Here is a 14,073-nt window from a genome sequence, read left to right as displayed (position 1 = left end):
CTATTACTACATCAAAAATAGGCTTAGGTTATATCCCAAGCCTCGCATTTTCTGGTAATTAATTTGTTGGATTGATTGCTGTAGTAGTAGATTTTCGACTCATATCCTATGTTACCACTCTACCTGCGTAATATAGCATTTGTTTATTTAATTTATTCTCTTTTACAGTTATACTGGTCGGTTTCACTTTGAGAACAAGCGTTTTGCTCCCTAAAGATGACTGATATTTTTCGATATGCTTTTTTGATAAAGGTGCTTGGTAATAATCTGGTACATATTTATCAAGCATTGCCTGCATAGCAGCAGTAGCTTCATTTAAATCAGTAACAAATTCCACCAAACCATTTGCTACTACACTTATATAAGCCGTATCAGTCTTAGCAGGAATAGGGTCTACCATTGTTCCATAATTTTCACTTATTGTGATACATGCATTCCGATTATTTGTTAGAATATCTATTTTTCTTCCTTCGTTGGCACCATGAAAATAAAAACTTCCGTCTTTGTAAACATAATTTAGCGGAATAACATATGGCATATGTTGATCTACCAAACCAAGAAATGCAGTTTGTGCGCCTTCTAATAATTGTTTAATTTGTTTTTCATCTGTACAAGCTCTATTTATCATCCGAATATCTGTTACCATTATCATTCCCCCTATCCTCTTCTAAAAAGGAGTCTACAGCAGTATTGCACGTTAAAAAAGGGACAGTTTGATGAAAGGGCATGGGTACAAGGTAAAAATACTAGTTTATCAAAAGCCCATACTATTTTCTTAGAAGTTCTCTAGTTCTACAAATGAATGTCATATATTGAATGATTTCTTCTCCAAATTTTCACCTACATTACGATAGAATAGTTTAAGTTGCGCAACAATCATAATGCTAATGACTACAAGTAAAAACCATGAACTGATTTTACCAAAATGAACAATCGACCAAGACACCTCTTGATTTGGATAGGACCATGCTCCAAAGAACGTTGCAATATTTTCAGCAATCCAAATGAAAAAGCCAATCAAAAAGAACGATACAACGATGGGCATTTTAAAGACTTTGTTCCGTACTGTAAATTTTACAACAGTACGATAAAACACAATAAATAGTAGTGCCATTAACAGCCATCTAAAATCATAAATAAAATGGTGTGTGAAAAAATTCAAGTAGATAATGGCTCCAAGTGGAATAGCTACATAACTTTTTGGCCAGCTTACAATTTTTAAATCAAACCTACGCCAGGCTTGGCAAATATAACTTGCTACACTCGCATACATAAATCCGCTATATAAAGGCACACCCCCTATTTTTGTCCACGCCTCTTCAGGATATGACCATGAATTGAAATTCACTTTATATAGTTCGAGCACGAGCCCAATAATATGAAACAAGCAAATGACTTTTATTTCATCCTTTGTTTCTAAACCAAATTTATACATCAAGTACTGAGTCAATAGACAGATTGCCAGAATAAAGTCATATCTTCCTACCCCAGGTATTTGAATGGCTTTAGAGAGTGCAAGTGTAGCAAATATCACAACGGGAAAAATACAAGATAATGATTGATGATACGTAAAGACTCCTAAGTCTTTAATAAAATTCTTCAACATGAATCCACCTCAAATGAACTTGTTCATAATTAAATTGCTTCTTGTATGAAGAATAAATGATAAATTATCTTATTTCAATATTTATTTATCGAAAAACAATAAATTTTTTCTCTTATTATTGGAACTATTCTTTGTTAAATACGTCTTTGTTGTTGCTTCTCTATGAAGAAAAGAGTAGCCATGTAAGTAGCTACTCTTTGATATTAAAGATATATTTTTTGATTTAATTTTAATTGGACTTCTTGTTGGTTTATTTCTAAATTCGTCACTTTTTTCACTTTTAAATAATAAACGATATAACAACCAATGAAGAATGCTCCACCACAGTAGAGTGCTAAACGTTGAGCTGGATCAAAAGCCAAGCTTGCCATAACAATACAGTTCGCTAATAAACCTAAAATAGGGATCACTGGATACAGCGGCGCTTTGAATTTTAAATCCTCTACTTTTCCTCCTTGGCGTATATAGGAGCGTCTAAATGCAATTTGAGATGCTGTAATCGCAATCCAACCAATTTGTGCACCTAAGCCTGCTAGAGATAATAACCACACAAAGACTGTATTAGCAGCAAATACACTTGACAGTAAAGACAGACCTGCTACAGCGAGTGTGATTAGTAATGCATTCATTGGGATACCTCTTTTATTAACTTTCCCTAAAAGGGGACTTGCCATCTTTTCGACAGATAGTGAAAACAGCATACGTGTTGCAGCATAAAGACCCGAGTTTGCGACAGATAATAAGGCTGTTAGGATAACAAAATTCATAATATCTGCTGCATATGGAATACCTATGCTATCTAATACGACTACAAATGGACTTTCCACCACCCCTGCTTTATCCATTGGTATCATTGCTGCAAGTACAAATACGGATAACACAAAGAAGAACAGCGTACGCCAAACAGTTTGCTTAATAGATTTAGGTATAGTCTTTTCAGGATTTTCACTCTCCCCAGCAGCAATACCAATCAATTCTGTACCCTGGAATGAAAAATTCACGGTAATCATTGTAATAAGCAGTGCTGTTACACCATTAGGAAACAATCCACCCTCATAAAAATGAGTAAGGAATGGGGCATTTGTTCCATCTTTCATATCGATTAGCCCAAACATAGCTGCTCCACCAACCGCAAGGAACATAATAATTGCCAATATCTTAATGCTGGAGAAGACAAATTCTGCTTCACCAAATGCTTTTGCTGATAAACCATTCAATACAAAGAGTAGTGCTGCAAATATTAGGCACCACATCCATACTGGTGAATCAGGAAACCATCTTTGCATTAGTTGTCCAGCCCCTAAAAACTCAAGAGCAACAGTTACTGCCCAACCTAGCCAGTATAGCCATCCAACGGCAAAACCAGTAGCAGGACCGATAAATTTCGTTGTGTACGTTTGGAATGAACCTGATACCGGCATAGCAACAGACAATTCACCCAAACATAGCATTGTTAAATACATAACTGCTCCGCCTACTAAGTAAGCTAGGATGGCACCAGTTGGCCCAGCTTGGTTAATCGTGTAGCCTGATCCAAGAAAGAAACCAGTTCCAATACATCCACCAAGTGAAATCATAAATAAGTGTCTTGCTTTCATACTTCTTTTTAATTCATATTGTTCTGCTGCCATAAAAAACTCCTTACATTCATTATCTGTGTAAGCACTTTCTTTTTTTCGTACAAAACAGATAACAATCTAAAATTTGAATGTTAATAGATAAACTGTTTTATATATTTTATGAACTGTCAATTTTCTGACAAAATAAAGGCTATTGAATAGCTAAATTGTATTGTAAACTTACTATAGGGAGAGCTACTTTCTTATAGTTGGTTGTCGCGACCTAATTTTTTAAGAAAAGTTCTTCCTTCTGGGATACAAAATGACTTCTATTCATGGCTTAAAGTAATGTATCGCCAAATAGTGAGCTGATTAAAGCTACCGCAGCAATAGCCGTTTTATTGTATTGATCTAATACAGGGTTTGTCTCAACAAATTCTGCTGAAGTAATAATATTTGCTTCTGACAGCATTTCCATAGCTAAATGACTTTCACGATAGCTAATACCACCTGCTACTGGCGTGCCTACACCTGGTGCATCATTTGGATCCAGTCCATCTAAATCTAATGATAGGTGAACACCGTCTGTGCGCTCCTTTAAATAGTCAATCGTTTCTGACATTACTTTCGTCATTCCTAAACGATCAATTTCATGCATCGTGTATACCTTCATACCAATTTCCTTAATAAGCTTTTTTTCTCCTGGATCTAAATCACGCGCACCAATGATAACAACGTTTTCAGGCTTTACCTTTGGCACATAGCCTCCGATATTTGTAAGTGCTGGATGTCCAAGGCCCAAGCTTACAGCTAAAGACATGCCATGGATATTTCCTGAAGGAGATGTTTCACCAGTATTTAAATCGCCATGGGCATCATACCAAATGACACCTAGTTTCTCATAATGCTTGGAAACTCCTGCTAATGTTCCAATAGCAATACTATGGTCTCCACCTAATACTAAAGGAAAACGGTTTAAAGAAATTTCATGGTCTACTTTTTGGCCTAGCTTCTCGTTACTTTCTGTGACAGTTTTTAAATTTTTTAAGTTTGTCTTTCCTTCTGCGTCTTTATCTTCGTGTACGAAGTCAATAGTTAAATCCCCTTCGTCGTAAATCGAATAACCAAGGCTCTCAAGTCGTTCTGTTACCCCTGCATATCTGATAGCACTTGGTCCCATGTCTACGCCTCTTCTTGTTTGACCTAAATCCATGGGCACCCCAATAATTGTCACTTCTTTATTCATGATGTTTTCTCCTCTCCAATAATTACTTTCACAGTATAAAGAAATTGCAACATTGACTCAACTCGACATTATTTTAAATTTTTATACAGTTTAAATTATTAAAAACATAGATTTTTTCTTGTATAAACGAATGCATAAACGCTATTTCACTGCATAACAAAACATTTTTTCCCTTTTAAGTGCGTATTTTTGTAAAAAATTACTAAACAAAATATTAAAACTGTTCTTTTTTTATAGTTTTTTCCGAAAATTTTGACGGTAATTTTATCTATAAATGCAATATGTTAATAAATATTTTCCAAAATCATTCAATTATTCTTCTTTTTAACGGTAAAAAAAAGCCTTACTACAATAGTAAATAAGGCTTTTCAAATACCTATTTTAATAATCGCACAATACTAGTCAAACAGGTTTCTTTATAAAATTTATGTTGTTCTTCTAAATCGCAGGTTAACCACTGAATTAATGAACCATCAATCATTGCCCGCATCATTTTTGCATAGGTTAAGGAATCAATGTCTGAACTAAAGACACCTTCTCTTTTTCCTAATTCAATAATTTCTTGCCCAATTCCCCAGCAATTCTCATAAAATTTTAAGTTAATTCTTTTGTACTCTTCATTGCTATTTGCCTGAGCTAAAAAATCTAAATAAACCCTGTAAAATTTTTTATTTTCTATAGGCGATACAAATACAGCATTTAAGTAGGCATGAAGCTTGTCTATAGCTGTTTGATGCTTGCCTATTTCTTGTATTTCATAGCTGTAGATTTTGTTCGTAGTGGATTCAAGTAATTCTAATAAAATGTTTTGTTTGCTTGTAAAGTAGTAGTGAACTACCCCTTTTGAGACACTGGCATGATTGGCTATGTCTTGTAGTGTAACCTTATCATAACCTAATTGTGAAACAGCGTTAAAGGCTGCTTTCATAATCTGTTTTTTACGTTCTTCCTCTTTCTTTTTCATAGGAGCCTCCGATGACTTGATAGAAGTTATTATACATGAAGAGTAGCAACAATCCAATTTTATATTGACCGGTCAGAATAATTTTGATACTGTTTAATGGAATAAAATTGTAGGGGGACGTTTACGATGACGGCAGAAAATTTTAGTGCGTTAGTAGTCAATAAAGATGATGCATTTACAGTGAAAGTGAACACGTTAACTTTAGAAGATCTACCAAAGGGTGAGGTATTAATTAAAGTTAGTTATTCAGGTATTAATTATAAAGATAGTCTTGCCTCTATTCCTGATGGTAAAATCGTTACGTCTTATCCTTTTGTTCCTGGCATTGATTTAGCGGGGACTGTTGTTTCTTCTGAGGATTCTCGCTTTAAAATTGGTGACGAGGTCATTGCGACTAGCTATGAAATAGGTGTTTCCCATTTTGGTGGCTTTAGTGAATATGCCCGCATCCCAGCACAATGGATTGTACCGCTTCCAAAAGGGCTTTCCCTCAAAGAGGCTATGGTAATTGGTACTGCAGGATTTACAGCTGCATTATCTGTTCAAAAGTTAGAGGAAAATGGTATTCATCCTGAAAAGGGGAAAATTCTTGTGACAGGGGCTACAGGAGGTGTAGGTAGCTTTGCCGTATCTATTCTTTCAACACTGGGTTATCAAGTTGAAGCGAGCACAGGAAAAGAATCTGAACATGAATATTTACAATCACTCGGGGCTACTACAATAGTAAATCGTGAAGAGGTTTATGATGGAAAAATTAAAGCATTAGGCAAACAAAAATGGGCTGGTGCTGTTGATTCTGTTGGTGGAGAGACACTTGCCTCATTATTAAGCCAAATTCAATATGGTGGGGCTGTTGCATGTAGTGGTTTAACGGCAGGTACACAGCTTCCTACAAGTGTATTTCCCTTCATTTTAAGAGGCGTGAGTTTACTTGGAGTTGATTCTGTTTATTGCCCAATGGACATTCGATTGAACATTTGGCATCGACTAGCGACTGATTTCAAACCAGCAAACCTTAATGATTTTATTCAGCAAGAGGTAACACTACAACAACTTCCTGATGTTTTACCTATTTTACTGAAGGGTCAAGCAAGAGGTAGAATCCTTGTTGCATTATAAGGAGTTTAATTAAGCTTCCTTCTTTATTCTATTTCCCAGAAAATAATTCTAGTTGGCAAATAACAACATACAGCTACTACGCAAAGCGAGCGTGGTAGCTTTTTTATTGTTGACATCTCCCTGACATATAAGCGCTTTATAGTAGCTCATGAACAACCCACTTGTTTCCTTTAGACAAATTTAGGCAACAAAGCTTGTCTAAATTTGTACTAACAAGCATACCAATAGAGTATGTAGGCCGTATTCTGGGAATTCAATACTATAATTAATACTTTGGAGATGATCGTATGAAGCGAGCACATATTAATGAATTAGCTATTACACGGGCTTTAGCCATTCTAGCTGTTCTTCTTATTCATTCTACTAGTACACCTGTAACGGCTTTATCTAGTGACTCAAAATTATATCCATTTTATGTATTTTTCAATATCTCCCCTAAATTCGCTGTCCCTGCTTTTATTTTTTTAAGTGGCTTTGTATTATTTTACAATTATATACAAAAGGATTTAACAAAGGAGCTTATCATTCATTTTTATAAAAAAAGAGTGACCCAAATACTCATTCCTTATCTCTTTTTTTCTATTTTTTATTATGCAGCAATGCAATTTTATGTGACACATGATTTAGTAGACACATGGCGTTCTCTATTTAGTATCGAATTTCTAGAAAAACTTTTATTAGGCAAAGCGTATACGCATCTATACTATATTTTTATTATTGTTCAATTCTATCTTATGTTCCCATTATTCCTATATATTTTAAAGAAAAAACCAGCACTATCTCCTTATTTAATTTGGATTGGGTTCGTTCTTCAATGGGTCTTTATTTTATTAAACGCTGAGTTATGGCAGTATCCCTATAGAGGGAGTATCGCTTTTTCCTATCTTTTTTATTTCTTAGCAGGGGCATTTTTAGGAATTTATTTTGAAAAATACAAAGGATGGCTACAACTAAAAAAAGAAAATTTTCCTATCAAGATACTTTTTGTGTGGTGTATATGGCTAATTTCTACTATATATAATGTTTATTTATATTACTTTGTTTATACATCACAAACCTATATAGTGAACAGCACAATATTTGAGCTAGTTTTTCAGCTACAATCTTTAACAGCCTGTATTGTCTTATTACAGCTTTCTTTCTGGATCTATGATAAATGGAACCAAACTGTTGTAAATCGCTTGATCAATCTGGGAACAGTATCGTTTGGCATCTATCTACTACATCCTTTTTTCCTTTTCCTTTATAGACAATTAAGTACTGGCGGTAATAGTATTCTGTATCATCTTTGGAGCATTGGGGGCTTTATCTTTGCCCTCTTCGTTCCATGGATGGTCGTGCTATTGATGGGCAGATTCCTTAAGTACCATTGGATTGCCTTTGGACCTATCCCGAGCAAATTCCCTTACAAATAGCCGTTCAATATGCACAGCCAGTCGTCGATTTGTTTCCGTCAACTGGCTGTGTATTTATTTGCGTATTTACCTTTGCTCAATTGTTTAAAAAATTTGGGTTTCTTCAGGGGTATATCATTAAATTAAGAAGATACTAATAAAAAAGCCCTGTAGAGAACTCTCCACAGGGCTTTTCAATGAACGATTTAATTATTTTGCAATAGAACCGTCTTTTACTTTATTGTTATTAGCATCAACTAGGTTTGTTGATTTGAATTCAACTACAATGCTGTCTGTTAATGCATAGTCAGCTTTAGTTGTCGCAGTAAGTTTACCACCAGCTACTGTAATAGAAGCAAGTTCTACAGTTGATCCTGCAATTTTAACAGTAACACCTGTTGGAGCAGCTTGATCAGCAATATTTTCAGAGAAATCTACTGTAAATGTTTTGCTATCTACTGCAGTTACTTTAGTAGCAACAGGAACAATATTTTCTTTAAGTGCTACTTGAGCTGTCACTTTTCCACCTTTAAGCGTGTTACCTTTTGTATCTACTACATTGCTAGCTTCAAGTACATAATTACCATTAGCTGTGATAGAACCTTCTGGTAAAGTGAATCTTACTTTCTTCGTACCATCTACAAACTGAAGTTGTGTACCTGCAGGAAGTTCTTTTCCTCCAAGTGTGTAGTTAGCAGCATTTGTTGCTGTTGCTGTCACATCTTTAGCATACTCAACTGTAAATACGTTATTGTCAATTACAACAACTGGAGTAGCTCCGAATACTAATGAATCTGTTGGTGTTTCAGGTGTAGCTTCAAATACGCCTGTTGTTACATTGAAAGTAACAGTATCAGCAGTTACATTGCCAGCTAAATCTGTTACTGCTTTAGCAGATAACTCGAAAGTATATGTTGAATTGCTATCTAGATCAATGTCAACTTTTACAGTGTTTTTCTCTGCACCCTCGATTTTACCGTTACCATCTACATCGAAACCAGCATCTGCTTTTACTGCTGTTTCTTTTCCAGTAGTGTAAGCAATACCATTTTGTGTTTTAACAGTTAATTTCCCTTCTACTTTTACTGGCTCACTAAAAGTAAGGTATAATGCATCAACATCTGTAGTAGCATTTACATCATCAGCTACTAACATTTTAGTAGCAGTAGAAACAAGTGTAGCAGGTGTTAAATCTTTTGAAAGAATAGCATTGAACTCAAATGCATCACCTGCATTACCAGCTAAATCTTTTTGTCCTTCTACTTTAATGTTTGTATTAATGAATGTAGCTGTACCCAAAGCAGATTTAGCATCAATCGTGAATACAGTTTTATCCTCTGTATCTTTAATATCAGCATCAGTTAAATAGAATACAGTTGATCCTACTGTTACTTTTGCATATTCTTTAGTTTCTGCATCTGCATTAAGATTTTGTTTCATTAATTCTTCAGAGAAATCAAACGTAATTTCTGTACCATTCACTGCTGTAGAAACAGTTGGTTTTGAATTATCAACGTCTGCTTTCAAAACTGTGAAGTTAACTGCGATAGGATTTGCGATATTATTAGCGAAGTCAGTTGCACCAACAATGTCTACTTTGTAAGATTGTTCTGCTGTTAATCCAGTAATTGTTAATTTCTTACCAGATAAAGTATAGCGATCTTTTGATAGTTCTGTACCATTTAAGCTGATTGTTCCTTCACTTTGTACAGGCTCGTCGAAAGTGATAACAGCTGTAGTACCTTTAGCTTCTACAGAATTAACGCTTACAGGAGTCGTATCTGCAAATGTGATTAATTTGTTGAACTCTTCAGTTAGAACTTTAGCATCCGCTTTTGTTTTAATTGGTTTTACAGTTACTTTACCATTTGTTAATTTTACTTCTTTGTCAGTTGTTAACGTAACTGTCATACCGTCTTCAGATACTACTGCGTTCGTGATTGCTACACCTTCAACAGCATATTTTGTTGTGATTGCTGCATCTTTTGCATCAACAGCTGTGTTAAATTTCACTTCAAGTTCTTTTGCATTAAGCCCTTTTACAGCTTCTACAGCTGGTGTTACTTCTTGAACTGCATCAATCGTACGTTTTACCATTGTAGCGAATTCTTCGCGGCTAATTTTATCTTGTGGTGCTAATAATGAGCCTTTACCATTGATTACACCATTTTCTACAGCTGTTTCTAAGTAAGATACAGCCCATTTAGAAGCTTTAGAAGCATCTGCAAATTGGCTAAGATCTGCTTTACCTGTTAATTGGTAGCCTTGAACGATAACTTTAGCAGCTTGTTCTCTTGTTAATTGAGCTTTAGGCTCAAATTTACCATTGCCCATACCATCAAATAATTCTGGTGAAGTTGCAAGTACTGCATTATAGAACCAATCATTTTCACTAACATCAGAAAAATCTTCAGTGCCAGTAGCTTTTAAATCTAATGCTTTTGATAAAATTTCAGCCGCTTCTGCACGAGTAAGTGTACCAGCTGGATTGAAGTTTCCTTTTTCATCGCCTTGGATGTAGCCTTTATCAGTTAAAAATTGTACAGCTTCTTTTGCCCAAGATGAAATGCTAGCTGCATCTTGAAATTCTGCAGCTGATGCTACTGGTACGATTGCTGATGCTACAAGCGCTGCTGTAGCTGTAGTTGCGAAAAATTTACGACCTTTGTTTTGTTTTGTCATAGTATATTCCTCCAGAATTTTAATAAATTATATTATTCTGTGAGAACAATATTATCGCGCTATTTAATTATAAAATTATAAAAATATGTATAAATCGTTCCCACAAATAATAATTCAACCAATTATATGTAAAGCAATCTTCTAAATTTTCCATGATTAAATATCCCAATCAAACTGTAATTTGCTTTACAAGACAATAATATAACTTCATTACCAATAAATAAACGCTAAAAATAAGGTAATTTTAATACTGCATTGGTTATATAGGGAATCTTTTCATAAAAAAATTCTAAAATAAGGAAATAATAGTACGAAGAGCGACAAAACTACCCATTTGGATGCGTTTTACAAACAACAACATTTTTATTCAAATCTTCTTCTGTTGTTTTTTTGATATAATAATATTTTTTTCCTATAAAGTTTCATCTAGCACTCTGATAAAGCAATTAATTTTATAGACGAACTACATCTTAAAGGAAATTAGATTAAATAATAGCATAGAAGAAAATATTAATGCATAACACAGATCCCAGTTTAGGAACAGCAAAAGAAGATCGTTTACATCTCCTAAACGATCTCCTTTGTTTTATTGGTTGGAAAAACAAAATACTAGTCTCTTCCGCCATTGGTTATTCGGGCTCTATATCAGTTGCCATTACTGCAACTTTAGGCTCTACAAGCATAATATGACATTCCTTTTCAGCAAAGGGCATGTGTTCCGCTCCTCCAGGAACAATAAACATCTCACCTTTGGATATTTTCACCTGACCATCCCGAAAAGCAATAAACATCTCCCCTTCGAGCACAATAAATACCTTATCAGCCCCTTGATGTTCATGCCATATAAAATCCCCAGCAATCTTCACCACTTTGAATTGAAAATCGTGTATCTCACCAATAATTTTCGGTGACCAAAGCTCCTTTAATTCGGCTAATTTCTCATTTATATTGATAGCTTGATCTTGCATATTCATCTCTCCTTATTTACTTTTGGAAAAGGTTTTTCCTATTATTCGTCCTTTTGTAAGGCTTCTGTTATATTTTGCAAAGCGTACTCGATAGCTAATGGACCTCCAGTAATAGCAGAAGTATCCATTAGATGAATATTCCCTTTTTTTACGGCATTCATATTCTTCCAGACATTGCTTTGATTTAACTCACTCATTAGTGCTTCCTTTTTTGTAATATCACCGATAAGGAAAATATGGTCTGCTTGAATAGTTGAGATGCCTTCAAATGCAGCAAATTGATTATTGTTCCCCTTAAATGTATGATCTGGTGTTAGACCCAAGCCCTTTTCTTTATCAAAAGCAAGTGTATAAACAGGGTTATCTTCACCAAGAACATTAAACGTTTTTCCGTCCCAAGACAAAATAAGTGCTACAGACTCCCCTTGAATTGACTTTAATGCTTCACGTCCTGCTGAGATATCTTTCATCATTTTATCAATTACTTTTTCCGCCTCATCGTCTTTTCCGATAATCTCGGCTACTGTACGAAGTCCGTATTGCCAGTCTTCGTAGATGTCCTGTGATTGCAACGTAATGACTGGGGCGATTTTTTCTAGGGATTCATACAATTTTTCATGATGTTCTGTTGCTAAAATATAATCAGGACCAATCGATAGCGTTTTTTCAATACTAGGAGACAATTTATCGCCTAATTCCTCTGTTGAATCTAGCTTACCGTTTAAATAAGACAAAGTGGATAAATATTCTTTATCAGTAGAAGCTGTAGGTGGCTCACCTAATGCAACTAAAATTTCAGGGTAAAAATACCATAATGAAACAATTTTTTCTGGTTCTTTCTCGATGACAAATTCCTTACCTAGGGCATCTTTAATTGTTCTAGGCCAAGCAGTTTCTTCTACATTAGCTGCTGATGAAGATATGTCTTCTGTAGTTAACCCCTTACTTTCGGCAGGCGATTTATGACAACCTCCCAATATACCTGCTAGTAGTAGCATTAAAAATAGCAGTCCATTAATCTTTTGCATTGAAATTCCTCCAACATAAAATCTCTGATATACACTTAGTATAGTAAAGTCATGTTTGGCGGAGAATGGATGCTTGGTGAACTTAGCATGGATTATTGATGAACTTATCTCGATATTCAGTAGGAGAGATACCATATTGCTTCTTGAATACTCTACTAAAATAAAAGGGGTCAGTAATTCCCACCGTTTCTGCAATTTGTTGTACAGGCACATCACTTGTAAATAGCATTTTTTGAGCCATGTTTATACGATAGTTTAATACATATTCTGCTGGACCCAACCCTGCATGCTTTCTAAATATATAAGATAATCGATTTCGATTAACGTTATATTGTTCGGCAAGAGAGGTAATGGAAAGGCTTTGATGATAGTTTTCATGAATATAAGTAGTTATTCGTTCGAATAGAGTGTGTGACGCACAGCTATTCTGTCGATTAGCCACACATAATAATGCTTCATTCAGTACATCACGAAATAGCATTTCTGTCTGAAACATTGATATACCTCCACGCTGATTATATACATGCCATAGACGCATAATTAACTCGATTAGACGAGGAGATTGTCCTATCGGTAATTCAAAATGCTGATGTGAAAAGCTTGTCTCTGCTAAATTCTCCGTACATATCCTGTACAAAACCAGAATATATTCCCAATTTGCATCATCAAAATTTTTTTGATTTAATTTCATCTTCGCTCCCCCATGTACAACTTTTCCTGGCGAAAAGATGTAAGGGGTCCCATTAAATTGAAATTCTATTTTTCCAGAAAGGGGAAAAACAAATCCTGGAAAAGAATCTGTATAATCAGCGGAAGGTACACCTGTATTTCTAGAATATCGATAGATTCCCTTTACTTGGAAAGGAGTGTTTGCTAAATGCTCTGCAAGCTGATTTACGTCGATTTTCATACTTATATACCTCATTTCAATAATCATTCGTTTGGAAAACCAATATTTGTCATACAGCAAACTGCACGTACCACAATAAGTTACTGCTTTTTCAAGGTGTAGTCCTCGGTAGTTGGATTGAATTATAGTTTTCATCTTATTCATTACTAAAAATATAAAAAGGTAGGGATGACGGCTCTCGCCTACCCCTACCTTATCGATAACGATTATCATTGTCAATTAAGTTGAAGCCTCCCTCTTATACCCAAAGATCCATCAACCTCACTCATTTCATTTCTCTATCTTTTGTCCTCTTCCTAAAAGCAATTTCTTGCAAATTATCTCTATTTCTTGTGAGAAAGATTTTATTTGGAAGGCTTCTGAAAGCCTTTGATTCTCAGATAAAGCTACTACTTGTAACAATTTTTCTTCATAAGTTTGTACAAAATGATCAAGCGTCGGACTGGTTACTTTCAGGACTTTCGCAATAGGGAGACTTGAAACTATACCTTTGCTCAACATTATAGATTGAAGTATCAATTTTGTAATCAACACTTCGATGAACGTCGAAATGTTTATATTTTACAATGAGTCTGACAGTGAAAACATTTATGGGAG

The 14,073-nt window shown here is 34.9% G+C and carries 12 protein-coding genes; 2 read left to right on the top strand and 10 right to left on the bottom strand.

What is annotated here, in order from left to right; all coding sequences use genetic code 11:
• Positions 1–106 precede the first annotated feature (106 nt).
• From EW028_RS01010 to EW028_RS00990, 5 genes are all read right to left on the bottom strand, one after another.
• Positions 107–646 (bottom strand): pyridoxamine 5'-phosphate oxidase family protein, encoded by a 540-nt coding sequence (locus EW028_RS01010; RefSeq protein WP_131519621.1) that lies wholly within the window; start codon positions 644–646, stop codon positions 107–109.
• A 159-nt stretch (positions 647–805) separates the two neighbouring features.
• Positions 806–1,606 carry a DUF817 domain-containing protein gene (locus EW028_RS01005; RefSeq protein ID WP_054550667.1) on the bottom strand — a complete coding sequence of 267 codons (801 nt, stop codon included), beginning with the start codon at positions 1,604–1,606 and terminating at the stop codon, positions 806–808.
• Between the two features lie 203 nt (positions 1,607–1,809).
• Positions 1,810–3,237 carry an amino acid permease gene (locus EW028_RS01000; RefSeq protein ID WP_131519620.1) on the bottom strand — a complete coding sequence of 476 codons (1,428 nt, stop codon included), beginning with the start codon at positions 3,235–3,237 and terminating at the stop codon, positions 1,810–1,812.
• 268 nt (positions 3,238–3,505) lie between these two features.
• Positions 3,506–4,411 (bottom strand): arginase, encoded by a 906-nt coding sequence (gene rocF / locus EW028_RS00995; protein ID WP_131519619.1) that lies wholly within the window; start codon positions 4,409–4,411, stop codon positions 3,506–3,508.
• A gap of 376 nt (positions 4,412–4,787) precedes the next feature.
• Positions 4,788–5,375, bottom strand: coding sequence for a TetR/AcrR family transcriptional regulator (locus EW028_RS00990; protein WP_131519618.1), 588 nt, complete (start codon positions 5,373–5,375; stop codon positions 4,788–4,790).
• Between the two features lie 126 nt (positions 5,376–5,501).
• On the opposite strand from EW028_RS00990, the gene EW028_RS00985 reads away from it, so the two are divergent.
• Positions 5,502–6,494 (top strand): NADPH:quinone oxidoreductase family protein, encoded by a 993-nt coding sequence (locus EW028_RS00985; RefSeq protein WP_131519617.1) that lies wholly within the window; start codon positions 5,502–5,504, stop codon positions 6,492–6,494.
• Between the two features lie 287 nt (positions 6,495–6,781).
• Positions 6,782–7,909 (top strand): acyltransferase, encoded by a 1,128-nt coding sequence (locus tag EW028_RS00980; RefSeq protein ID WP_131519616.1) that lies wholly within the window; start codon positions 6,782–6,784, stop codon positions 7,907–7,909.
• A gap of 189 nt (positions 7,910–8,098) precedes the next feature.
• Here the strand turns inward: EW028_RS00980 and EW028_RS00975 are convergent, their stop codons facing one another.
• From EW028_RS00975 to EW028_RS00955, 5 genes are all read right to left on the bottom strand, one after another.
• Positions 8,099–10,570 (bottom strand): S-layer homology domain-containing protein, encoded by a 2,472-nt coding sequence (locus EW028_RS00975; RefSeq protein ID WP_131519615.1) that lies wholly within the window; start codon positions 10,568–10,570, stop codon positions 8,099–8,101.
• A gap of 629 nt (positions 10,571–11,199) precedes the next feature.
• On the bottom strand, positions 11,200–11,538 hold the full coding sequence (locus tag EW028_RS00970; protein WP_131519614.1) for a cupin domain-containing protein: 339 nt from the start codon (positions 11,536–11,538) through the stop codon (positions 11,200–11,202).
• Positions 11,539–11,579: 41 nt separating this feature from the next.
• On the bottom strand, positions 11,580–12,566 hold the full coding sequence (locus tag EW028_RS00965; RefSeq protein ID WP_131519613.1) for an ABC transporter substrate-binding protein: 987 nt from the start codon (positions 12,564–12,566) through the stop codon (positions 11,580–11,582).
• An 82-nt stretch (positions 12,567–12,648) separates the two neighbouring features.
• Entirely contained in the window at positions 12,649–13,476 is an 828-nt protein-coding gene (locus tag EW028_RS00960; RefSeq protein WP_131519612.1) for a helix-turn-helix transcriptional regulator, read from the bottom strand.
• Positions 13,477–13,746: 270 nt separating this feature from the next.
• Entirely contained in the window at positions 13,747–14,010 is a 264-nt protein-coding gene (locus EW028_RS00955) for an opine metallophore biosynthesis dehydrogenase (protein WP_227744826.1), read from the bottom strand.
• Positions 14,011–14,073: the final 63 nt, after the last annotated feature.

Origin of the sequence: Lysinibacillus sp. OL1, assembly GCF_004332175.1 — a bacterium.
In the GTDB taxonomy this organism is placed as follows: Bacteria; Bacillota; Bacilli; order Bacillales_A; family Planococcaceae; genus Lysinibacillus; species Lysinibacillus capsici.
Note: the sequence above shows the minus strand (reverse complement) of the source record. Positions and strands in the feature narration are given on the sequence as shown.

What these genes read in the sequence shown, in the direction of transcription:
- EW028_RS00975 (WP_131519615.1), bottom strand. Translation starts at nt 10,570, where the DNA reads ATGACAAAACAAAACAAAGGTCGTAAATTTTTCGCAACTACAGCTACA.
- EW028_RS00980 (WP_131519616.1), top strand. Translation starts at nt 6,782, where the DNA reads ATGAAGCGAGCACATATTAATGAATTAGCTATTACACGGGCTTTAGCC.
- EW028_RS00960 (WP_131519612.1), bottom strand. Translation starts at nt 13,476, where the DNA reads ATGAAAATCGACGTAAATCAGCTTGCAGAGCATTTAGCAAACACTCCT.
- EW028_RS00965 (WP_131519613.1), bottom strand. Translation starts at nt 12,566, where the DNA reads ATGCAAAAGATTAATGGACTGCTATTTTTAATGCTACTACTAGCAGGT.
- EW028_RS00970 (WP_131519614.1), bottom strand. Translation starts at nt 11,538, where the DNA reads ATGCAAGATCAAGCTATCAATATAAATGAGAAATTAGCCGAATTAAAG.
- EW028_RS00990 (WP_131519618.1), bottom strand. Translation starts at nt 5,375, where the DNA reads ATGAAAAAGAAAGAGGAAGAACGTAAAAAACAGATTATGAAAGCAGCC.
- EW028_RS01005 (WP_054550667.1), bottom strand. Translation starts at nt 1,606, where the DNA reads ATGTTGAAGAATTTTATTAAAGACTTAGGAGTCTTTACGTATCATCAA.
- rocF (WP_131519619.1), bottom strand. Translation starts at nt 4,411, where the DNA reads ATGAATAAAGAAGTGACAATTATTGGGGTGCCCATGGATTTAGGTCAA.
- EW028_RS01010 (WP_131519621.1), bottom strand. Translation starts at nt 646, where the DNA reads ATGGTAACAGATATTCGGATGATAAATAGAGCTTGTACAGATGAAAAA.
- EW028_RS01000 (WP_131519620.1), bottom strand. Translation starts at nt 3,237, where the DNA reads ATGGCAGCAGAACAATATGAATTAAAAAGAAGTATGAAAGCAAGACAC.
- EW028_RS00985 (WP_131519617.1), top strand. Translation starts at nt 5,502, where the DNA reads ATGACGGCAGAAAATTTTAGTGCGTTAGTAGTCAATAAAGATGATGCA.